This is a genomic window from Paenirhizobium cremeum (assembly GCF_022884085.1).
In the GTDB taxonomy this organism is placed as follows: domain Bacteria; phylum Pseudomonadota; class Alphaproteobacteria; order Rhizobiales; family Rhizobiaceae; genus Allorhizobium; species Allorhizobium cremeum.
In genome coordinates, this window is record NZ_JAGGCS010000010.1 from 25,463 (window position 1) to 46,333 (window position 20,871).

Sequence of the window (20,871 nt, forward strand, 5' to 3'; positions counted from 1 at the left end):
TGTGACAGTTCGATTACAGTCTTTCTGTCACAGAAGCGATCGCAGCACGGAGCAGATGCAGACCAGCAGGAAACTGAGCGGGATGGAGAAGCGGATGTTGGCCCTGATGGTGGCTTCCAGATGCGGATATCGCCGGCGGCCGGGAAAATTGGAGTCGGTCAGCAGCATGGAAACGAGGAGCACCGCCACGAGATAGAAATAACCGAGCGACACCATGAAGGCGACAGGCGAATTCATCGAGATCGCGCCGGGGAAGCTCGATTCGTAGGTGAAACCGAGGGCGGCAAGTGCCAGAAGCGCCGAATAGGTCATCGGCGCCTCGTCGCCCCGCAACCGCGCCGGCGCCCACAGCAGGAAGAGCGATACCGACAGCACGGCGGCGAATGGAACGAAGATCGGCAAGACGTAGTGCTCCCATCTGCGCTCGATCTGCGTCGATGCCTTGATCCGCACGAAGGGCTTGGCGTTCCAGCCATAGAAGCGCTCCATCACGAATTGCAGCGACTGGGCCGTCCAGCTATTGGCCGAAAGCTCGGATGCGACCGAGGCCAGTTCCCGGTCTATGTCGTTCATCACGAAGATCACCTCGTCGGCCGAGTGCCGCGGCGTGACGAGCGAAAGCGTCAGCGTCTGCCGGTCGAACGGAAAGGTCGTCATGTCGACCTCGACCCGGAAATCGGCATCGATCCGCCGGATGCGGGTCACGGTGCCGTCCGCCCGCATCGTCAGGGCGAGCGAGCCGGACCTGGGTTCGCCGATGCGGTTTTCGATCTCGGTTGCCGGCGTCCAGATGGCGGCGAGCTTGGCCTCGGCCTCTGCGCCCACATAATCGAAGCGGGCAAAGCCGGTCGCCTTGGGATCGAAGGCCTGGGTCGGGTCCTTCCAGCGTTCGGTGGTCTCGATCGTCATCGAGGCCTCGCCCGAGGTCTCGTTGAACTTGGAGATGTCGAGCACCCGCATCGAGAAATGGACGGCAAGCGGCAGGTGTATGCCTTGCGGCAGTTGCGGCGTTTCTTGCCCCGCCTCCGGTCCCGCCGTTGCCGCTCCCGCCAAGGCAAGCCAGAGCCAGGCGGCCGCAACGAGGAGGAGGCGCGGAAGGGGCGGCCTCACGCCACACCCCCGTCATGGGACTTGATCTCTCCCTCGGCCTTGCCCGCCGCAAGGTTGTCGATGGCGGTCCTCAATCGCTGAAGATCACCGTGCCCGCTGCCGTCGGGGGCTGGACCGCTTCCGTTACCGGAGGCAATCGCCTCCGCATGGTCGGCGAGGTCGCCGAGCGGGCGAATCAGCATGGCGCGCAATGCGACGGTCAGGATCGAATAGGCGAGAATGCCGCCGACGGCGGCAACGATCGCCGCCAGGGCGATCGCCCGTCGGAAGCCGCTCTCGATGCCGGAAAAATCGCGAACGATGAAGATCGTCCCGATCATCCGGCCGGAATAATCGAGCAATGGCTGCGCAAAGGTTCCGTATCGACGTCCGTCGAGTTCCACCATGGCCGCAACCGGTTCGCGGGAAAGCCCGATGGCGCGATGGTCGTAGAGCTTCTGGAAAAGAGCGGTGTCCGTGGCCGATTCGATGGCAAGCCCGGCGCCGTCGGACTTCACCGCGCTGTCTTTCGGAGCGATGCCGGTCATCGCGGGGCTGAGGAAGAGAGCGTAGTCGGCCCCCGATGCAGACTTCGCAATCTCCAGCAGCGTCTTCAGGTCGACGCCGACTTCCACGGTCCCGACCAGCGTCTCGCCGTCGAGCATTGGCGCCACGGCGCGCAGGCTGAGGCCGGCAAGGCCGACCTCCAGTCCCTTCTGCAGGATGCGGCTGCGGTTGGCCGCAAGGATCATCGGGCGGATGGCGGAGAGATCCTGTCCGAAGTTCTTCGGGTCCTGCACGCGCAGGAAGCTCTTGATGTCGGCTGTGTGGAAATGCAGCATGTTGACGCCGGCTTCGTTCGCCAGCGCGTCGTAGGACGGCTTCAGGAGCGCGGTCAGTCCCTCCCTGTCGCCTTTCGTCATCAGGTCGAGGACCAGCGGGTCCTTGGCGATGCGATCGGCATGGGTTGCCGACAGACTCGCAGATTGTGCCATAGAGGAAGTGAGCAGCAGGGCGGTCGCCTGCATTTCGTCGCTCTTGGCGGCTTCCAGTTGCTGGCGAGTGCCGTCGACGACGAGATAGCCGCCAAGCCCGAGAATGGTGGCGAGCAGGATCGTCGTCACGAGTGCGAGAGATCGGTCGAGCGTCATGAAGGTCCGTCTGGGATAGCTATTATGCCAATGAGGTACGGCAATCCGGGTGGCGCTGTATCGCCCAAGTTTGGGCCCATCGTCGTTGCGGCGGCCTCGTTTTCGGCATTGGCGGTTACCGGTCCCCGAAGCGGAAGCGCAGCAAAAAGATTTGACGTTTACGTAAAAATAAATTAGCCAAAAGACCAGTTGCGGGATCCTTTCCGGGAGTGGAGAAAAGGTCCCATGGCCAACGGCGAAGCAGGAGGACGCTTGCATGTACAAGGCACCGGTAGAGGAAATCGCTTTCACGCTGAAGCACGTGGCGGGCATGGCCGACGCCCTGGAGGAAGGGCAGTTCGGCGACCTCAGCGATGATCTCGTCGATGCCATCCTCGATGAAGCCGGACGCTTCGCCAGCGACGAGGTCGCGCCGCTTGCCGAAATCGGCGACAGGCAGGGTGCGCGCCTCGTGGACGGCAAGGTCGAGGTGCCGGACGGCTGGGCGGATCTTTACCGTCACTGGGCGGAGGGCGGCTGGAATTCGCTCGTCGCTTCGCCGGCCTATGGGGGGCAGGGGCTGCCGCACATGCTGAACGTCGCGGCCCTCGAAATGTGGAATTCCGGCTCCATGGCCTTTGCGCTCGGTCCGACGCTGACCATGGGCGCCGTCGAGGCCCTGACCGCCCACGGCAGTTCGGAACTCAAGGAAAAATACCTGCACAAGATGGTCTCGGGCGAATGGACCGGCACCATGAACCTGACCGAACCCCATGCCGGGTCGGACCTCGGCGTGATGAAGACCCGCGCCGAACGCCGCGACGATGGCACCTACCGCATTTTCGGCCAGAAGATCTTCATCACCTGGGGCGAACACGAAATTACCGACAACATCATTCATCTGGTTCTCGCCCGCCTGCCGGATGCGCCGGCCGGAACGCGCGGCATCTCGCTCTTCCTCGTGCCGAAATTCCTCGTCAACGACGACGGTTCGCTGGGCGCGCGCAACGATCTCCATTGCCATTCGCTGGAACACAAGCTCGGCATCCACGGCTCGCCCACCTGCACGATGATCTATGGCGACGGAAAGTTCGGCGATGAGCCGGGTGCGATCGGCTATCTGGTCGGCGAGGAGAACAAGGGCCTCGCCTGCATGTTCACCATGATGAACAATGCCCGCCTCGCCGTCGGCATGCAGGGCGTGGCGATCTGCGAAGCGGCCACCCAGAAGGCGGTGGCCTATGCGAAGGAGCGGACGCAGGGCAAGGCGCCCGGCTGGAGCGGTTCTTCGATGAGCCCGATCGTCGAGCATCCCGACGTCGCCCGCATGCTGTTGACGATGAAGGCGTTGACGCAAGGGGCGCGCGCCATCTGCTACACCTGCGCCCACGCAACCGACATGGCGCACCACTCCAATGGCGGCAAGGCGGGCCATTGGCAGGAACGCGCGGCCCTGCTCACCCCGATTGCCAAATCCTTCGCCACCGATGCCGGCGTCGATGTCGCGTCCCTCGGCATCCAGGTGCATGGCGGCATGGGTTTCATCGAGGAAACGGGCGCGGCCCGCTATCTGCGCGACGCCCGCATCGCGCCGATCTACGAGGGCACCAACGGCATTCAGGCGGTTGACCTCGTCACCCGCAAGCTGCCGCTGTCGAACGGCGATCATGTCAGGGGCTTCATCACGGAACTCAGGGATATCGTGTCCTCCGTTCGCGGCCTGAACCGCGATGGCTTCGGCGCCACCGCCGACCGCCTGGAAGCGAGCCTTGCCGATCTCGATGAGGCGACCGAATGGTTGCTCGCCCGGCTTGCCGAGGGCAACACCGCCGCAGCCCTTGCAGGCGCCACCCCTTACCAGCGCCTGTTCGGCCTGGCGCTGACCGGCGCCTATCTCGCCAAGGGTGCTCTCGCCGATGCCGACGCCGGCGGTTTCGAACGTATGGCGCTCTGCCGCTTCGCTGCCGAAAACTTGATTGCCGAAACGGCGGCGCTAAAGGATCGCGTCATCAACGGCGAGGCGAGCCTGACGGCGGCGCGTGCGCTGCTCGGTTAAGGACCGTTCGAAGGAACGCGGGTGAGGCATTCTGCCCTCGTCCCGACCCTTTCCCGCAAGCCGGAGAGCGGGCCGGAAAGTCACGGCCGCAACTCCTTCTCCCGCCTGGGGAGAGAAGGGGCCGGCAGGCTGGTGAGGGGCATTTTGGATTTGGCGCCTTCAACGAGGCCACAAAAGAAATCGAGGAAAAACCTGATGACCGACCATATCATGATCGAACGTCCCGAGGCCTGTCCCGGCGTTCTGGTGATCCGCTTCAACCGGCCGGAAAAGAAGAATGCCATCACCAAGGCGATGTACCAGAAGATAACGGCGGGTCTTATCGAGGGCGAGACCGATCCGGCGATCCGCGCCTTCGCGCTGCTCGGAACCGAAGGCTGCTTTTCCGCCGGCAACGATATGGCCGATTTCCTCGCCTATGCCATCTCCGGAACTGTCGATCAGCCGGCGGCCTTCGAGGTGCTGAAGGCGATCTGGAGCGTGTCGAAACCCATCGTCTCCGGCGTCGACGGTCTCGCAATCGGCATCGGCACGACCATCCACATGCATTGCGATATGACGATCGCCTCTGACCGCAGCCTGTTCAGGACGCCCTTCGTCGATCTCGCTCTCGTGCCGGAAGCAGGCTCCAGCCTGCTTGCACCGCGCATGATGGGCCACCAGCGGGCTTTTGCCCTGCTTGCTGCAGGTGAAGCTTTCTCCGCCACCGAGGCGAAGGATGCGGGCCTGATCTGGAAGATCGTCGCTCCCGAGGCTGTCGAGGCCGAGACCCTGAAGCTTGCCGCTTCGCTCGCCGCCAGGCCGCCGGAGGCCATGCGCATCACCCGCGACCTTTTGCGCGGCGACCGCGGCGAACTGCTCGCCCGCATGGAAGAGGAACTCACCCATTTCATCGAACGCCTGAAGAGCGCCGAGGCCATGGCCTCCTTCGAGACCTTCATGAAGGGGCGCGGATAACGCCAGACGGATAACGCGCCGACATGGGTGGCGAGACCATAATCTCGCCTCTTGGTGTTTCTTTAATCACTGCCGGTCTCTTATCGCCGGAGGAAAACGGAGGAGCCGAAGGGTGAAGATATCAGCAGCAGGCCTCGCCCTCGCATGGATCGTGACTGCCGCCGCCGCGCTTGAACCGCTGACGGCAGCCGTGGCTTTCGCCCAGAGCGGCGGGACCATCGTCAACAGCCAGTCCAATCGCCAGAGGCCGCCGCCGGGCATGCGGCCGCAGCGCTATTACTGCGTGATCGATCCGCCGGCGAGCGCGAAATCCGACGGACAATACACCTGCCCGGCCCAGCCGGGCCGTGTCGGCGGCCGCTGCCGCTGCGCCAATGTCACCGGCTCGGGAACGCTTTATACCTACTGAAGCGCCGGAGCCGTAAGCTACGGCCTGCTGAGGGTTGCCACCACTTCGACATGCGGGGACCAGAGGAACTGGTCGATCGGCGTGATCGCGTCGATGCGGTAACCGCCGGCCGTCAGCAGCGAGAGGTCGCGGGCGAGCGACAGCGGATTGCAGCTCACCGCCACGATCTTGCTGACGGCGGACCGCGCCAGTTCCTTGCATTGGGCTTCGGCGCCGGCGCGCGGCGGATCGAACACCACGGCGTCGAAGGCCTTGAGTTCCGATGTCATCAGCGGCCGGCGGAAGAGGTCGCGTTTTTCGATCTTGACGGGCATCAGCCCCTGGGTGTTGCGCGCCGCGTGATCCAGTGCCTTCAGCGCCTTCTCCTCGCTCTCGGCGGCATACACCTGCGCGGTGCGGGCGAGCCGGAGCGCAAACGTGCCGATGCCGGCGAAGAGATCGGCGACGCGCTTGGCCTTGCCGACATGTTGAAGCGTCAACCGCGCCATGGCTTCCTCGGCGGCGACGGTCGCCTGCGTGAAGGCGCCGGGTGGCGGAAAGACCATGACGCCCGAGAAATCGAGAACCGGCTTCTGCGGCTCGATCACCACTTCGCCATTGAACGAGACGCGGGCGATACCGCGCATCGCAAGCACGGTTTCCGTGACGGTGCGGCGTTCCTTGTCTGCAAGCACCTTTACGCCGTCCAGCGCGATGTCGAGGCCGGAAAGCGTCTCGATCACCGTCATCCGGAAGGGATCGGCGTTGGTCGTCGCGGCCCAGCCGATTTTCTTCAATGCGCCCAGCCTCGACAGGATGCCCGCCGAGGCGATGGGACATTCCGTGATGGCGACGATGTGATGGCTTTCTGCCTGGTTGAAGCCGATCAGCAGTTCCTTCTCGGTCCGCCGCGCCGCGAAGACGACGCGCCGGCGCTGGCCGGGCTCGGCCTCGATGATCTCGCCGACCGGTGTTTCGATGCCCTTCGCCTTCAGTGCTGAAATCACCAGCGAGCGCTTGAAGGCGTTATAGGCGGGTTTCGCCATGTGTTGCAGCGAGCAGCCGCCGCAACTGCCGCCCGCCCCGTCGGGGCCGAAGTGCCGGCAGGCCGGCGTGATGCGATCGGGGGAGGTCTCGGCATAGGAGATGATCGTGCCCTGGTTCTTGACGCGTGCGACGGCGAGCTTTTCGCCGGGCAGCGAGAAGGGAACGTAGACCGGCCCGCCGGCGCCGTGGGCGATGCCGTCGCCTTGGGCGCCCAGGCTGTCGATGGTAAGGGTTTCCGTGCTCATTCCTCGTTCTCCGGCTTCCGGCCCGCCAGCAGGAATTCCACATTGCCGTCGCCGCCGGCGATTGGCGAGGGGATGAGGCCGAGGCTTTCCCAGCCCATGTCTTCGGTGAGCCAGCGTTCCAGTTGGGCGGCAACCTGCGGCGCGGTTTCGGGTTCCTTCAGCAGGCCGGCCTTGCTGATCGCATCGCGGCCCGCCTCGAATTGCGGCTTGACGAGCAGCAGGCAGCGGCTGCCCGGTTCGGCCAGATCGAGCGCGGGTGCGAGCGCCAGCTTCAGCGAGATGAAAGAGACGTCCGAGACGATGAAGTCGATGGCCCGGTCGCCGATGTCTTCGGCTTCGAGATAGCGGGCGTTCAGCCCCTCGATATTGGTGACGCGCTCGTCGCTTGCGAGGCGGGGATGGAACTGCCCGTGGCCGACGTCGATCGACGTGACATGTGCCGCTCCCCGCTTCAGCAGAACCTCCGTGAAGCCGCCCGTGGAGGCGCCGACATCGAGACAGTCGCAGCCGGCCGGATCTAGCTTGAAATGGTCGAGGCCGGCGACAAGCTTCAGCGCCGCGCGCGAAACGTAATCCTGTGCCGGATCGTCGATGGTGAAGGTGTGGTCGGCGGAGAAGACGAGGCTCGGCTTGGTAACGACCTTGCCGTCGACCTTGACGGTGCCGCGCTGGATCGCGTCGCGCGCCCGCGAGCGGCTGGCGAAGAGGTCGAGGGCGACCAGAAGCTGGTCGAGGCGCTGGGGTTCGGGCTGTGATGACATTGCCTGTCAATGGCTGCACGGACGCCCGAGCGCAAGTGCTTTGTTGGAATTCGTCCCTCCGATCCGCTCTGCCGCCGTCAGGAAGGCGAATGAAGAACGCGGATCGGTCCGCTCCCAGCCTTGCGGAACGGTCCTCGTCATTGGTGACGACATGATGCCGTCCCGAACGCATGATCGCCCGCTTCGGGCAGATGACGGAGGCGAGACGTATTTTCAGGCGTCTCCTGTGATCCTACCCGATTGACGTTCCGGGCGTTGCCCCGCTAACTCCTCGCGGAGCATAATGCGGCCTTAGCGAGGGAGAGGGACGATGAAACCGGTTCTGTTGGCGGCGGTGGCCGTCATGTCGGCCATGCCGGCGCTTGCCAATGACACCATGGCCGAACTCAGGACCGGCGGTCTCGTCTACGTCCAGACGAGCGAGGTCGAGATGGTCTCGGAGGAGCTTTTCATCTCGCCGGACCGGGTCGACGTCGACTACGTGTTCCACAACGGAACCGATAGGGATATCGTCTCCTATATCGCCTTTCCCATGCCGGATATCGTCGCCGAGCCGGACGTCAACATTGCCATCTCCGATCTGGAGAAGGACAATTTCCTCGGTTTTTCCGTCACGCAGGACGGAGTGCCGATCACGCCCGAACTACAGCAGAGGGTCTATGCCACCGGCATCGACATGACCGACGAGTTGAAGGCGCAGGGCGTGCCGCTTCTGCCCTTCAGCGAGGCCACTGCCGCGGCTCTCGAAAAGCTTCCGGAAGACGTGCTGGCCGACTGGCTGGCGCGCGGCCTCGTCTATGACGATGCCTACGACGCCGGCAACGGCTGGGAGCATCATCCGGCACCGCTCTGGACCCTGAAATCCGCCTATTGGTGGAAAACGACCTTTCCCGCCGGAAAGGAGGTGACGGTGCACCATTCCTACAAGCCGAGCGTCGGCGGCACGGTAGCCATGACCTTCATCGAGGACGGCCAGCCGAGCGACTATGCCTACGAGACCTACAAGACCCGCTATTGCCTCGACGACGACTTCATGCGCACGGCCGCGAAACTCGAAAAGGCGGCCAAGGACGGCAAGGGTCCCTCCTACACGGAGAACTGGATCTCCTACGTGCTGAAAACCGGTGCCAACTGGGGCGGCTCGATCGGGAACTTCAAGCTGACCATCGACAAGGGCAAGCCTACGAACTTCGTGAGCTTCTGCGGAGAGGGCGTGAAAAAGACCGGCCCCACGACCTTCGAAATGAAGGCCGAGGATTTCTTTCCCGAGCGCGACCTCGACATCCTGCTGCTCGTCGCGGGGGAGTAATGCTCGGGGGCCGATTATTGCGGCGACTGAGCCGCCCGCGTGATCGCTGTAAAATTTGTCTATGGTCTATAACGAAAAAATAAGGGCAACCTGCCTATCTTCGGCCGATTGCCTGAAAGCCGCAGTTTCTGGCGCGCCATGATGGACTGCGCCGCGGCCTCGTCGGGAATATCCATGGCTCGCTCGCTGGCGGATCATCGGTATTCCCGATTGAAAGCGCAATCATGCCCGATGCGGCGGCAGCGCTCAGTTCATTGCAACTGTTCTCGCTGATCGCCAGGCGAAAGAGACTGATTGCATGTCCCTGAAGAACCTTTCACTCAACAAGAAGCTGATCCTTACCTTTCTCGGCATCATGGCCAGCTGCTTCATCGCGACGGCCATCGTTTTCGTCGAAGCCTATCGCGCCAAGCTCGCGGCGCAGGAGCAGGGGGAATCCGAACACATCCTCGCGCTGTCCGACATGGCGCTCGAATCCATGTTGGAACAGGCCGTCAACCTGCGCGGCTATCTGCTGTTCCGCAGCGAAGACACCTATAACGGCGTCCTCGCTCATCGCGAGAAGATGCTGACCTACATCGCGGAAGCGAAGCAGGCTGCCGCCGATATGCCTTCGATTGTCGCCTCGCTGGACGCGATGAAGTCCGCGGCCGACATCTTCCACAAGGAGCTTTCCGAGCCGCAGCTTGCGGCCGCCAAGGATAAGGCCAAGCCGGTTTCCGAGATCGTCGAGATCGGCAAAAGCACGTCCATGGGACAGCTCGACGCCTTCCGTGCGGAAGCCGCGAAGATCAAGGCCCTGGTCGGCGAACTTTCCGCCAGCAACCACAAGGCCATGGAAAGCGCCCATTTCAATCTCGAACTCGCATTGATCGTCGGTGGCGGCATCGCGGGCTTCGTTGCCGTCTTCCTCATCTGGCAGCTTTCACGCGCCATCGTCCTGCCGATCGTCGGCATGACGGCCGCCATGACCCGCCTTGCCAACGGCGAGCACGACATCGATGTTCCGGCTCTCGACCGAGGCGATGAAGTGGGCAGCATGGCCAAGGCCGTCGTCGTCTTCAAGGATGCCGCCGTCGAGAAGCTGCGCCTGTCGGGCGAGACCGAGGCCATGCGGCTTCGGGCGGAAGAGGAGCGCCGCCAGGCCGAGGCCGAAAAGGCCCGCGAGGCCGGGGAGATTTCCTTCGCCATGGACCAGCTCGCCACGGGCCTTTCCGCGCTGGCGGACGGCAACGTCGCCTATCGCATCGATACGGCCTTCGCCGCCCGCCTCGACGCCCTGCGGCTGAATTTCAATGCCTCGCTTGAAAAGCTTCAGGCAGCGCTTCGCTCCGTCGGCAACAATGCCGCGGCGATCAATGCCGGCGCCGCCGAAATCCGCGCCTCGGCCGACGACCTTGCCAAGCGCACCGAACAGCAGGCGGCCTCCGTCGAGGAAACCGCGGCGGCGCTCGAACAGGTCACGACGACGGTCAAGGATACGGCAAGGCGCGCCGAGGATGTCGGCGCCCTGGTTGCCCGTACCCGCGCCGGCGCGGAGCGCTCGGGCGAGGTGGTCGGCAATGCCGTCGCAGCCATGACCGAGATCGAGAAATCGTCCGGCGAGATCGGCAAGATCATCAGCGTGATCGAGGATATCGCCTTCCAGACCAACCTTCTGGCGCTTAACGCCGGCGTCGAGGCCGCCCGTGCCGGCGAAGCCGGCAAGGGCTTTGCTGTCGTCGCCCAGGAAGTCCGCGAGCTTGCGCAGCGCTCCGCCAATGCCGCAAAGGAAATCAAGGCGCTGATTTCCACCTCCACCGCTCAGGTCGGCAACGGCGTGGCGCTGGTCGATGAAACCGGTGCCGAACTGAAGAAGATCGTCCATGCGGTGCTGGAAATCAGCGATCATGTGGCGGCTATCGTGACCGCCAGCCGCGAACAGTCGACCGGCCTCCAGGAGATCAACACCGCCGTCAACTCGATGGACCAGGGCACCCAGCAGAATGCCGCCATGGTCGAGCAGCAGACGGCCGCCAGCCATTCGCTGGCGACGGAAGCCGCCTCGCTCAACGCCTTGCTGGCCCAGTTCCAGCTCGGCAACGAGCGCCAGGCCTCAACACCGCGCGTGGCCGGCCGCGATGCGCAGCCGGCGGCCTCACCGGCCCGGGCGCTCGCTGGCCGCATTTCCAGTGCTTTCGGCGGAGGAGCCGCCGCGGCCAAACAGGAATGGTCGGAGTTCTGACCCTTCTGCGGAGTGACAAGGAAAAGCCCGGCGTGATGCCGGGCTTTTTTATGCGCGCTGCGCGGATCTGCGGGGGGCCTTAGCGCCAGTTCCAGTGGCTGTTGTTGCGCGAAGGCTGGCTGGCATTCGCCAGGAAATAGCCGACGAGGCCCCCGATCACGCCAACGGCGAGCAGGGCGGTCGATGTCGCGGCCGGATGTTCGCGCACGACGGAGGCCATGGTTCCTGCCTCGTCACGGGCATAGGTCGCCACGTCCTGTGCCTTGCGGGACGCGCCGTTGAGCGCGCTGGCCGTACGGCCGCGCACCTCGCCGGAAACCCGTTCGCCTTCCTCGGCCAGCAGGTCCTTGAAATGCATGACCTGGGCCTGCAGGCTGCGCAGTTCGTTCATGATGTCGCCGTTATGGGTCGAAGCCATGGTCGATGTCCTTTCCGTCTCGTTGAAACCCTTCGACGGGACAAACGCGGAAGGGACGGGAAGGTTCCGGTCTCGACGCACCGACCGGGCGAGCGTTGAGGGTTAAAACGTCCCTCCGCAATGGGTCAGGCCGGAAATTCCGCGACACGGCCGAGCGCCGTAAACACCGGTGGAGCAAGCGTGCCGCCGGAAGCCATGGTGTCGGGAACCGCGGGATCCGCTCGGAAGGCGGCGAAGGCGGCTTCGCTCGGCCAGTCGATCAGCACGAGGACGCGACCGGGCTCTGCGGCGAATATGCTGGCCGCCCTACTGCCGTGCTTGCTCCGTATCTCGGCGCCGGCGGTCGCGAAGACGGCGACGAACCGGGCGAGATCCTCGATACGGACGTCTGCAAGGGTGGTGTACATGGCAACTTTCCTCAGAGTGGCGCGCGGGTGATCGCCGACAACTCGGCATTGACGCTGAACGAGCGGGAGACGATGTCTGTGACGCCGAAGCTCTCCAGCCGTGCTTTATGCTTGGCCGCATAGCGCGCGGCGTTGGCCTCGTCGGCAAACAGGTAGATGCCGCCGGCGCGGTGCTCGACCTCGTTTTCGGTCCAGATCTTCCATATCAGTCCGTTTTCGGCAGCGATGTCCTCAGCCAGCCCTGAAAGAGCTTCCGTCATCCGTGCGCCCCAGGGGCCACCGAAGGGAAAATCGAATTGCAGCAACGTCGTCATTCCGGCGATCCTCGGCAAGATTGGTGGAGTGGCGCGATTGTATTGGCGGGCGCGCTGCGGCAGAAGCGCGCATCGGGTAAATTGACCCGTCACTGCGGGTAAACGATGGAGGGGGTATGGACACGCTGGAAAGCATGCAGGTCTTCGTGCGGGTGGTGGAACTTGGCAGCTTCGCGGCGGCGGCCAGAAACCTCGATCTCTCGCCCGCTATGGTCAGCAAGCATATCGGCCATCTGGAAAGGCGCACGGGAGCAAGGCTGCTTAACCGCACCACGCGACAGGTGCGTGCCACCGAGGCTGGCGCCACCTATTTCGACCAGTGCACCACCATCCTACGCAATATCGATGCCGCCGAGGCCGAGGCGGGTGCCGCCACGCGCTCGCCGCGCGGCACGCTCAGGATCACGGCGCCGACGGAATTCGGCAATCTGCATCTGCCGGCGATCATGGCGGCCTTCCTCGAGCGCCATCCCGAGATCGATCTCGTCCTCGATCTCACCAACCGTAGCGTCGATATCGTTCAGGAGGGGTATGATCTGGCGATCCGTGTCGCGCGACATCTGGACACCAGCCTCGTCGGCCGGCGCATCGCCGTCTCCCGTTTCCATGTCGTCGCAAGTCCGGGCTATCTCGCAAGGGCAGGGCACCCGCAAAGGCCGGCGGAACTGGCCTGCCGACCCTGCGTCACCTTCGCCGTTCCGCAACCCTGGACCACATGGACCTTTGCTCATGGCGGGGTGTCCGAACAGGTGAAAATCACCCCGCGCATGCTCTCAACCAGCGCCGAGGCGCTGCTTCAGGCCACTTGCGCCGGCGTCGGCATCGGGCTCCTGCCAACCTTCGTCTGCGGCAAGGCGCTGTCGCGCGGCGAACTGGTTTCCCTCTTTCCGGATTGCGAATGCGGCATGCTCGGCGTCTACATCCTGTTTCCCCACCGCAATCTGCTGCCGGCGCGCGTGCGCATCTTCATCGACTTTCTGGTGGAGAGCCTGGGAGGTGGGGCCGACGAGGACCCATGGGATTTCACGCCATGAATGAAAAAACACCCGGCACGTCGCCGTACCGGGTGTCTTTCAATGCCGATGAAACGGCGGCGAGGATTACTTCGCGGCGGCTTCGTAGAGTTCGAGAACGTAGTCCCAGTTGATAAGGCTGTCGACGAAGGCTTCGAGATACTTCGGACGGGCATTGCGGTAGTCGATGTAGTAGGAGTGTTCCCACACGTCGACGCCGAGGATCGGGGTAGCGCCGTGAACCAGCGGGTTCTCGCCGTTCGGGGTCTTGGAGATGGCGAGCTTGCCGTCCTTGACGGAAACCCAGGCCCAGCCGGAGCCGAACTGCGTGGTGCCGGCGGCGATGAAGTCGGCCTTGAACTTGTCGTAGCCGCCGAGATCGCTGTCGATGGCGGCCTGCAGCTTGCCCGGAAGCTTGTTGCCGCCGCCGTCCTTCTTCATCCACTTCCAGAAATGGACGTGGTTGTAGTGCTGGGCGGCGTTGTTGAAGAGGCCCTGGTTGGTGCCGAACGACTTCTTGACGACTTCCTCAAGCGACAGATCGGCGAGGCCGGCTTCAGCCGCCAGCTTGTTGCCGTTGTCGACATAGGCCTTGTGATGCTTGTCGTGGTGATATTCCAGCGTCTCTGCCGACATGAACGGCGCAAGCGAATCGTAGGCGTAGGGAAGTTCGGGCAATTCGAAAGCCATGGTAAAATCTCCTTTTGGCAACAGATTGCGAATTCGGCGGGTGACGGGAACATAGGAGCGGAACCTCCGGGAGGCAACCTGCCAACGGTCAAAATTGTTCCATTCCGGAGAAAGAATTCACTCCCGCCGGGCCACTTCACGCAGCGTTCATTCCAGACCGGTAAAAACAGCCGAAACAGACCCTTGAGGAGCTTTCGATGCGTCGTTTCCTGCCTGCCGCGCTGGCGTTTTTTACCCTTGCCATTCCCGCTTTCGCCTCGTCCGACGGCGCGTGGGAAGAGTTCGCCGCCGACGTGAAGGAGAAATGCCTTGCCGCCGCGAAACCGGTGATCGAAAAGGCCGCGATCGCGGTTGATCCCTTCGGCTCCGAACGCTTCGGTCTCGCCATTCTCAGCGGCACGGCGAGGGGTGCTGCCGCCAGCGTCAGCTATGTCTGCGTCTACGACAAGCAGGCGAAGACCGTCGAACTTGGCAGCGAGCTGACGGCGGATACGGTCGCCGTGACCATTCCCGAGGGGGCGAACTGAGCCGTCCGCGGGCTCGGACAGTCAGCTGAAGTTGCGTTCCGGGTCCGGCAGGCCCGCAAGGCTGAAGCCGAATTCGGCGCGCGCGATCTTGCATTCCTCGTCGCCCGGCATGCAGGTACGGCAGACATGCGGGCGCGCGGCATAGACCGAACAGCCGACATGCTTGCCGACCTCGCCGGTGAGCGCCGCGCAGCGGCCGTTCTCGAACTTCATGCCGCTTTCGTCCTTGGCGATCAGCGCTTCGGGAATGGCGGCGATTTCCTCGTCGCTTTCCAGCGAGAAGCGCGGCCACTCCGCCGAATAGGCGCAGCAGGCGCCGCAGGACTGGCAGTCGAAGATTTCCGGAGGCGAGGTTTCGAGCATCGCTCAGCCCCGATTGCGGGCAGGCCGCCCGGCGAGGCCGAATGCGAAGATGCAGGCGAAGACCAGCATGGCGACGCCGGTCGAGATCGGTCCCGCGTCGAGGAAGAGCCCGTCCATGACAAGGCCGGTTGCACCCGAACCGACGGCGCTGCCGATGGCGTAGGCAAGGCCGTAGGCGGCGGCGCCGGAGACCAGAAGTCCGCCCCGGAAACGGTCGCCGAGCAGCGTGAGCGCGCAGGTATAGAGCGAGAAGCTTGCCGCTCCGAGCGCCGAGACCGTAACCAGCAGGGCGATCTCCGACGTCAGGAAGGGCAATAAAAGGAAGCTCGCGCCGCAGGCGACGGCCGAACCGACGGCGATGATCGGCCGTGAAATGCGGTCGAGCAACCAGCCGACCAGCGGCTGTGCCAGGGCCGTCGGAAGCGCCACCATGGTGACGACGAAGGCGGCGAAATTCTCCGAATAGCCGCGCTCGACGAAATAAAGCGGGATCGTCGAGATAGCCGCGATGTCGGAAAAGCCGAAGGCGACGACCATCAGCGCCAGAACCGGCGCAAGCCGCATGAACTGGATCAGTCCGCCCGCCGTCGAACGTTCCGGCAGGGTCCGGGCAAAACGGCCGAGCATGACCGAGGCAAAGGCGACAAAGGCGACATAGACGGCGATCAGCGCAAAGGCGAAGCCGTCCTCCGTTCCGACGAAGGGAATGGCGAGCGGCCCGGCGGCAAAGCCGGCGCACATGCTCGCGCCATAGATTCCGGAAACCCGCCCCCGCAGGCGGTCCGGGCAGGCGGTGTTCAGCCAGGCCTCGCTGATGGTGAAGATGATGCTGGTCGAAACCCCGAGCAGGAAGCGGGCGACGAACCACACCCAGACGGCATCGAACATCGCAAAGGTGGTGAGCGACATGGACGCGCCGATGAGGCCGGCGACGATCAGCCGGTCGCCCCTGAGGATCGCCGTCAGGCGCCCGATCAGAAGGGTCGCGGTGGCAAGCCCCGCCGCGAAGACTGAGGCGTTGAGCCCGGCAAGGCTCGACGAGACGCCGCGGCCTTCCAGCACCAGCGCGATCAGCGGATAGGTCAGCCCCTGTCCGACGGAAAACGCGGTGACGCCCAGAATGACGACCGCAATCGCCGCCCAGTCGGGCGCGAAGTCTTCGGCAATGGCGGACATCTGCATCACGGCCTCCCTTGGGCGCGGCATGTTTCTATAGTTTCTTGTTGGATTGGGCTCCGGTCTACCGGGGCGCGGGGCGGAAGTCCAGCGGGAGCACCACCGCCCCGATTTCAGGACGACGGAACTGCTGCGATTCTGTCGCCGTTACTCCCCGCGCTTGCGCGTGCAGGCATAGTCCTTCTTGATGCAGGCGATGGATGGCGTCGAGCAAACGGGCTGACTGTCCGTGACCTTGCAGATGCTGCACTGGTCGGTGAATTCGTCGCAATCGGGTTCCGCCTTGAGGAAGGCTTCCATGTTGCGCTGAACCTGTGCCGCGTCCTCGGCGGCAGCAGGACCGATGACGAAGACCGAGGCCAGCGCTATGGCCAAAAGTCCGGCGACGATAGAAGAACGCATGCAGGCCTCCTTCTGTTCGCCGAAAATGCTTACCCGGCCGCGTTGACGCCGATGCCGCTCTGGCCGAGCGCTGCGAAGACGGTCTTCAGGATGCCGGTGCTGTCGAGGCCGGCCTTGGCATACATGGTCTCGGGCTTCGCCTGATCCATCCAGACGTCCGGCAGCACCATCGGCCTCACCTTGAGGCCGCTGTCGAGCAGGCCCTCGGTCGCGAGATAATGCAGAACCTGCGCGCCGAAGCCGCCGACAGCGCCTTCCTCGACCGTAACGAGCACGGCGTGATGGCGGGCAAGCTGGCGGATCAGGTCGTGGTCGAGCGGCTTGGCGAAGCGGGCATCGGCGACAGTGGTGGAAAGGCCCGCGGCCTCGAGGTCTTCCGCCGCCAACAGACAGTCGGCGAGACGGGTGCCGAAGGAAAGAAGCGCCACCTTGCTGCCCTGCCGGATCACGCGACCCTTGCCGATTTCAAGGATTTCGCCACGCTCGGGAAGCTGCACGCCCACACCTTCGCCACGCGGATAGCGGAAGGAGATCGGGCCGGCGTCATAAGCCGCGGCGGTTCGCACCATGTGCTTCAGTTCCGCCTCGTCGGCCGCCGCCATCACCACGAAGCCGGGCAGGCTGGCGAGGAAACCGGTGTCGAATGAACCGGCATGGGTCGGACCGTCGGCGCCGACGAAGCCGGCGCGGTCGATCGGAAAGCGGACCGGCAGGCCCTGGATCGCGACGTCATGGACCACCTGGTCGTAGCCGCGCTGCAGGAAGGTTGAATAGAGCGCGCAGAAGGGCTTGTAGCCTTCCGCCGCAAGCCCGGCGGCAAAGGTGACGGCATGCTGCTCGGCGATGCCGACGTCGAACGTCCGCTTGGGGAAGACGTCCTGCAGCTTGTCGAGGCCGGTGCCGGAGGGCATGGCGGCGGTGATGCCGACGATCTTCTCGTCGAGACGGGCTTCCTGCACCAGCGTCTCGCCGAAGACCGAGGTATAGCTCGGCGCGTTCGGTTTTGCCTTCGCCTGGGCGCCGGTGATGACATCGAACCTGTTGACGCCGTGATACTTGTCGGCGGCGGCCTCCGCCGGCGCGTAGCCCTTGCCCTTCTGGGTCACGACATGGATCAGCACCGGACCCCTGCCGTTGTCGCGCACATTGCGCAGCACGGGCAGGAGATGGTCGAAGGAATGCCCGTCGATCGGGCCGATATGGTAGAAGCCCATTTCCTCGAACATGGTTCCGCCGGTCACGTAGCCGCGGGCATGCTCGACGGCGCGGGTGATGGCGCGGTCGATGTTCTTGCCGAGATAGGCGGTGAGTTTCTTGCCGAATTCGCGGAAGCCCATATAGGTGCGGCCGGAGGCGAGCCGCGCCAGATAGGCGCTCATCGCCCCGGTCGGCGGTGCGATCGACATGTCGTTGTCGTTGAGGATGACGATCAGCCGCGCATCGAGCGCGCCGGCATTGTTCAACGCCTCATAGGCCATGCCGGCCGACATTGCCCCGTCGCCGATGACGGCGATCACCTTGCGGTCGGTGCCGGCAAGATCGGAGGCGACCGCCATGCCGAGGCCGGCCGAAATCGATGTCGAGGAATGGGCCGCGCCGAACGGATCGTATTCGCTCTCGGCCCGCTTGGTGAAGCCGGAAAGCCCGCCTTCCTGGCGGAGCGTCCGGATGCGGTCGCGCCGTCCCGTCAGGATCTTGTGCGGATAGCATTGATGGCCGACGTCGAAGATCAGGCGATCGTCAGGCGTTTCGAACACCTTGTGGATGGCGATGGTAAGTTCCACCACGCCGAGACCGGCACCCAGATGGCCGCCCGTCTTCGATACGGCGTCGATCATTTCCTTGCGGACTTCGGCGGCGAGCTGCGGCAGGTCGCGGTCGTCGAGACCTCTCAGATCGGCGGGAAGCTTGACCTTGTCCAGCAAGGGCGTCTCGGGAAGGGGTGTCACTGGCGCGTAACTCTTGAGCTTGTCTTCACTTTCGGCATGCCATCCGGCTTTACAGGATTTGGCCGGCCGGCAAAAGCGCGATGCCTCACAAACGAGGCGGAAGGACTTATATAACCGTCAAAAGCCCTCGGGCAAAGGAATAAACTCTTGCTCGTCGCCGGGCACGATGTCGAAGCGTCCGCTTCTCCATTCCTCCTTCGCCTGTTCGATCCGCTCCTTGGAGGAGGAGACGAAGTTCCACCAGATATGGCGCTTCGAGCCGAGCGCGGCCCCGCCGAACAGCATCAGGTGACAGCCGGCGGCACCGGCGCGAAGCGTGATCGCATCGCCCGGACGGAAGACCAGCAACTGATCGGCGGCGAAGACGTCGCCGGCGATCTCGACCTCGCCGGAAAGCACATAGGCCGCCCGTTCCTCATGGCTCGCATCGAAGGGGAAGCTGCCGCCGGGAACGAGTGTCAGGTCGACGTAAAGCGTGTCGGAATAGGATTTGACCGGCGATGTCAGTCCGCCGAGGCTGCCGATCACCACCCGTCCGCTCGCACCAGCGGCGTCGAAGGTCGGCATGGCGCTCTTCTCGGTGTGGGCGAAGGCGGGATCGATCTCCTCCTGGTCGTCGGGGAGCGCAAGCCACGTCTGAAGTCCGGAAATCGACAGCGGATTGCCGCGCAGCTTTTCCGGCGTGCGTTCGGAGTGCACGATGCCGCGCCCGGCCGTCATCAGGTTGATGTCTCCGGGTTGGATCACCAGTTCCGTTCCAAGGCTGTCGCGATGCTTGATCTCGCCATCGAAGAGATAGGTGACGGTGGAAAGCCCGATATGCGGATGCGGACGCACGTCCATCGCTTCGCCGGCCTTGAGAAGGGCGGGGCCCATCCGGTCGAAGAAAATGAACGGGCCGACCAGTCGGCGACGCGCCGAAGGCAGCGCCCGCTTCACCGAGAAGCCGCCGAGATCGCTGGTGCGCGGAATAATCAGGTGCTCGATGGCGTCGCAGGCGAAGGCATCGCCGGGAACGGGGTCATTTCCGGGAAAGAACGACATCGGTTTTGGCCTCCACGTTTGCTCTCCTCGGTAATCTAGGGGCGAATTCCGGCAAAAGACAGGGCGGGTTAAAAGAGGTATCCGACACGTCGCTCTTCAGCCATGCTGACGATCCGACTGGATATTCGGTCGGCCTGCGCCTTTGGCCTGGATATTATTCCCGGTCGAGCGGTTCTGTGCCTTGCGCCTTGCCGGCGCGGTCGAGGCGGATTTTCTCGATCCGGTTTTCCGCAGCGTTCAGCAGTGCCTCGCAATGTTTCTTCAGGAGTTCGCCGCGCTCGTAGATCGCAATCGACTCGTCCAGCGCCACGTCGCCACGTTCGAGCCGCGCCACGATGCTTTCCAGTTCGGCAACCGCCTTCTCGAAGGAATAGCCGGAGATGTCGGCGGGAACGGCGCTTTCGGTCATACTCAACCCTTCATCAGTCTCATGATATGCAGGCCCGCCGATTCGGCGAGCCCTTCGAGATCATAGCCGCCTTCGAGAACGCTGACGACCCGGTTATGGGCAAAACGGTCGGCGACTTCCATCAGCCGCCCGGTCGCCCAGTCGAAATCCTCGCCCACGAGGTTGATCTGCGCCAAAGGATCGCGGTGATGGGCGTCGAAGCCGGCCGAAATCAGGATCAGGTCGGGCGAGAAATCGTGCAGCGCCGGCAGGACACGGCTCTTGAACGCCTCGCGGAAATGCTCCGAGCCGACATTGGGCGAAAGCGGCGCATTCACCACATTGTTGCTGATGCCTGTTTCGTCCCTCTTTCCCGTGCCGGGATAGAGCGGCATCTGGTGGGTGGAACAGAAGAGAACCGAGGGATCGTCCCAGAAGATGTCCTGCGTGCCGTTGCCGTGATGCACATCCCAGTCGACGATGGCGACCCGTTCCACGCCATGCGTCTGTTGCGCATGGCGGGCGGCGATCGCCACCGTGTTGAACAGACAGAAGCCCATGGCCTTCGCCTTCTCGGCATGGTGGCCCGGCGGGCGCGAGGCGACGAAAGCGTTGTCGTGATCGCCGCCCATCACATCGTCGACGGCGGCCATCGCCCCGCCGATGGCCGTCAGCGCCGCCTTCAGGCTCTGCGGCGAGGCATAGGTGTCGTTCTCGATGCGGTTGATGCGGTCCTCCTCTTCGGGGATCTGCCGCATGATCGAGAACAGATAGTCCTCCGGATGGGCAAGCGTCACCGCGTCCTCGTTGGCGACGGGCGCTTCCTTCCGGTCTAGCCCGGAAAAGGCGGGATGCTCGAGCGCGATGTTGAGCGAGCGCAGCCTGTCCGCCCGCTCGGGATGTCCGGGCGGTGTGTGGTGTTTGAGGAAAACGGCATGCTCGTAGAGGCGTGTGGTCATCGCGAAAGGTCCTTC

Annotated in this window: 22 protein-coding genes; 7 read left to right on the forward strand and 15 right to left on the reverse strand. The window is 64.0% G+C overall.

Features of this window, described 5'->3' with window-relative positions; translation table 11 throughout:
- Window positions 1-27: 27 nt before the first annotated feature.
- Both J5N58_RS17585 and J5N58_RS17590 read right to left on the reverse strand, forming a co-directional pair.
- Entirely contained in the window at window positions 28-1,110 is a 1,083-nt protein-coding gene (locus J5N58_RS17585; RefSeq protein ID WP_113443629.1) for a ligand-gated ion channel, read from the reverse strand.
- A complete protein-coding gene (locus tag J5N58_RS17590; protein WP_162757431.1) occupies window positions 1,107-2,240 on the reverse strand; it encodes a cache domain-containing protein in 1,134 nt (377 codons plus the stop codon). The genes J5N58_RS17585 and J5N58_RS17590 overlap by 4 nt, the downstream gene beginning before the upstream one ends.
- Window positions 2,241-2,496: 256 nt before the next feature.
- Between J5N58_RS17590 and J5N58_RS17595 the strand changes: the two genes are divergently transcribed.
- The 3 genes from J5N58_RS17595 (at window position 2,497) to J5N58_RS17605 (ending at window position 5,641) form a co-directional block, all read left to right on the forward strand.
- Complete coding sequence (locus J5N58_RS17595) at window positions 2,497-4,275, forward strand: acyl-CoA dehydrogenase family protein (RefSeq protein WP_112829006.1); 1,779 nt, start codon at window positions 2,497-2,499, stop codon at window positions 4,273-4,275.
- Window positions 4,276-4,470: 195 nt separating this feature from the next.
- The gene (locus tag J5N58_RS17600) at window positions 4,471-5,232 is read left to right on the forward strand and encodes a crotonase/enoyl-CoA hydratase family protein (protein WP_244712001.1); all 762 of its coding nucleotides are present in this window, start codon (window positions 4,471-4,473) and stop codon (window positions 5,230-5,232) included.
- A gap of 112 nt (window positions 5,233-5,344) precedes the next feature.
- Window positions 5,345-5,641, forward strand: coding sequence for a hypothetical protein (locus J5N58_RS17605; RefSeq protein WP_113443630.1), 297 nt, complete (start codon window positions 5,345-5,347; stop codon window positions 5,639-5,641).
- 17 nt (window positions 5,642-5,658) lie between these two features.
- Here J5N58_RS17605 and J5N58_RS17610 read toward each other — a convergent pair whose 3' ends face one another.
- Entirely contained in the window at window positions 5,659-6,912 is a 1,254-nt protein-coding gene (locus tag J5N58_RS17610; RefSeq protein ID WP_244712003.1) for a class I SAM-dependent RNA methyltransferase, read from the reverse strand.
- Complete coding sequence (locus J5N58_RS17615) at window positions 6,909-7,673, reverse strand: TlyA family RNA methyltransferase (protein ID WP_113437404.1); 765 nt, start codon at window positions 7,671-7,673, stop codon at window positions 6,909-6,911. The genes J5N58_RS17610 and J5N58_RS17615 overlap by 4 nt, the downstream gene beginning before the upstream one ends.
- A gap of 310 nt (window positions 7,674-7,983) precedes the next feature.
- Between J5N58_RS17615 and J5N58_RS17620 the strand changes: the two genes are divergently transcribed.
- Window positions 7,984-8,982 (forward strand): DUF4424 domain-containing protein, encoded by a 999-nt coding sequence (locus tag J5N58_RS17620; RefSeq protein WP_112829012.1) that lies wholly within the window; start codon window positions 7,984-7,986, stop codon window positions 8,980-8,982.
- A 298-nt stretch (window positions 8,983-9,280) separates the two neighbouring features.
- Window positions 9,281-11,206: a methyl-accepting chemotaxis protein gene (locus J5N58_RS17625; protein ID WP_113466836.1), complete on the forward strand. Its 1,926-nt coding sequence runs from the start codon at window positions 9,281-9,283 to the stop codon at window positions 11,204-11,206.
- A gap of 79 nt (window positions 11,207-11,285) precedes the next feature.
- Here J5N58_RS17625 and J5N58_RS17630 read toward each other — a convergent pair whose 3' ends face one another.
- The 3 genes from J5N58_RS17630 to J5N58_RS17640 all read right to left on the reverse strand — a co-directional run bounded on the left by J5N58_RS17630 (window position 11,286) and on the right by J5N58_RS17640 (window position 12,345).
- The gene (locus J5N58_RS17630; protein ID WP_112829014.1) at window positions 11,286-11,624 is read right to left on the reverse strand and encodes a hypothetical protein; all 339 of its coding nucleotides are present in this window, start codon (window positions 11,622-11,624) and stop codon (window positions 11,286-11,288) included.
- A 125-nt stretch (window positions 11,625-11,749) separates the two neighbouring features.
- Window positions 11,750-12,031, reverse strand: coding sequence for an NIPSNAP family protein (locus J5N58_RS17635; protein WP_113426190.1), 282 nt, complete (start codon window positions 12,029-12,031; stop codon window positions 11,750-11,752).
- A gap of 11 nt (window positions 12,032-12,042) precedes the next feature.
- The gene (locus J5N58_RS17640) at window positions 12,043-12,345 is read right to left on the reverse strand and encodes a monooxygenase (protein WP_113443230.1); all 303 of its coding nucleotides are present in this window, start codon (window positions 12,343-12,345) and stop codon (window positions 12,043-12,045) included.
- A gap of 116 nt (window positions 12,346-12,461) precedes the next feature.
- Here J5N58_RS17640 and J5N58_RS17645 point away from each other — a divergent pair, with 116 nt between their 5' ends.
- Window positions 12,462-13,379, forward strand: a complete 918-nt coding sequence (locus J5N58_RS17645; protein WP_112829017.1) for a LysR family transcriptional regulator — start codon at window positions 12,462-12,464, stop codon at window positions 13,377-13,379.
- Between the two features lie 66 nt (window positions 13,380-13,445).
- Here J5N58_RS17645 and J5N58_RS17650 read toward each other — a convergent pair whose 3' ends face one another.
- Window positions 13,446-14,048, reverse strand: coding sequence for a superoxide dismutase (locus J5N58_RS17650; RefSeq protein WP_113426187.1), 603 nt, complete (start codon window positions 14,046-14,048; stop codon window positions 13,446-13,448).
- Window positions 14,049-14,245: 197 nt separating this feature from the next.
- Here J5N58_RS17650 and J5N58_RS17655 point away from each other — a divergent pair, with 197 nt between their 5' ends.
- Entirely contained in the window at window positions 14,246-14,575 is a 330-nt protein-coding gene (locus tag J5N58_RS17655; RefSeq protein ID WP_113426186.1) for a hypothetical protein, read from the forward strand.
- Between the two features lie 21 nt (window positions 14,576-14,596).
- On the opposite strand, the gene J5N58_RS17660 is transcribed toward J5N58_RS17655, so the two are convergent.
- The 7 genes from J5N58_RS17660 to J5N58_RS17690 all read right to left on the reverse strand — a co-directional run bounded on the left by J5N58_RS17660 (window position 14,597) and on the right by J5N58_RS17690 (window position 20,856).
- Window positions 14,597-14,938, reverse strand: coding sequence for a YkgJ family cysteine cluster protein (locus tag J5N58_RS17660; RefSeq protein WP_113443231.1), 342 nt, complete (start codon window positions 14,936-14,938; stop codon window positions 14,597-14,599).
- A gap of 3 nt (window positions 14,939-14,941) precedes the next feature.
- Window positions 14,942-16,120, reverse strand: coding sequence for an MFS transporter (locus J5N58_RS17665; protein ID WP_162757400.1), 1,179 nt, complete (start codon window positions 16,118-16,120; stop codon window positions 14,942-14,944).
- Between the two features lie 141 nt (window positions 16,121-16,261).
- Entirely contained in the window at window positions 16,262-16,516 is a 255-nt protein-coding gene (locus tag J5N58_RS17670) for a hypothetical protein (RefSeq protein WP_113426183.1), read from the reverse strand.
- 29 nt (window positions 16,517-16,545) lie between these two features.
- On the reverse strand, window positions 16,546-18,465 hold the full coding sequence (gene dxs / locus J5N58_RS17675; protein ID WP_113426182.1) for a 1-deoxy-D-xylulose-5-phosphate synthase: 1,920 nt from the start codon (window positions 18,463-18,465) through the stop codon (window positions 16,546-16,548).
- Window positions 18,466-18,582: 117 nt separating this feature from the next.
- The gene (locus J5N58_RS17680) at window positions 18,583-19,509 is read right to left on the reverse strand and encodes a pirin family protein (protein ID WP_112829024.1); all 927 of its coding nucleotides are present in this window, start codon (window positions 19,507-19,509) and stop codon (window positions 18,583-18,585) included.
- 154 nt (window positions 19,510-19,663) lie between these two features.
- A complete protein-coding gene (locus J5N58_RS17685; protein WP_112829025.1) occupies window positions 19,664-19,918 on the reverse strand; it encodes an exodeoxyribonuclease VII small subunit in 255 nt (84 codons plus the stop codon).
- A gap of 2 nt (window positions 19,919-19,920) precedes the next feature.
- The gene (locus tag J5N58_RS17690; protein ID WP_244712006.1) at window positions 19,921-20,856 is read right to left on the reverse strand and encodes a histone deacetylase family protein; all 936 of its coding nucleotides are present in this window, start codon (window positions 20,854-20,856) and stop codon (window positions 19,921-19,923) included.
- Window positions 20,857-20,871: the final 15 nt, after the last annotated feature.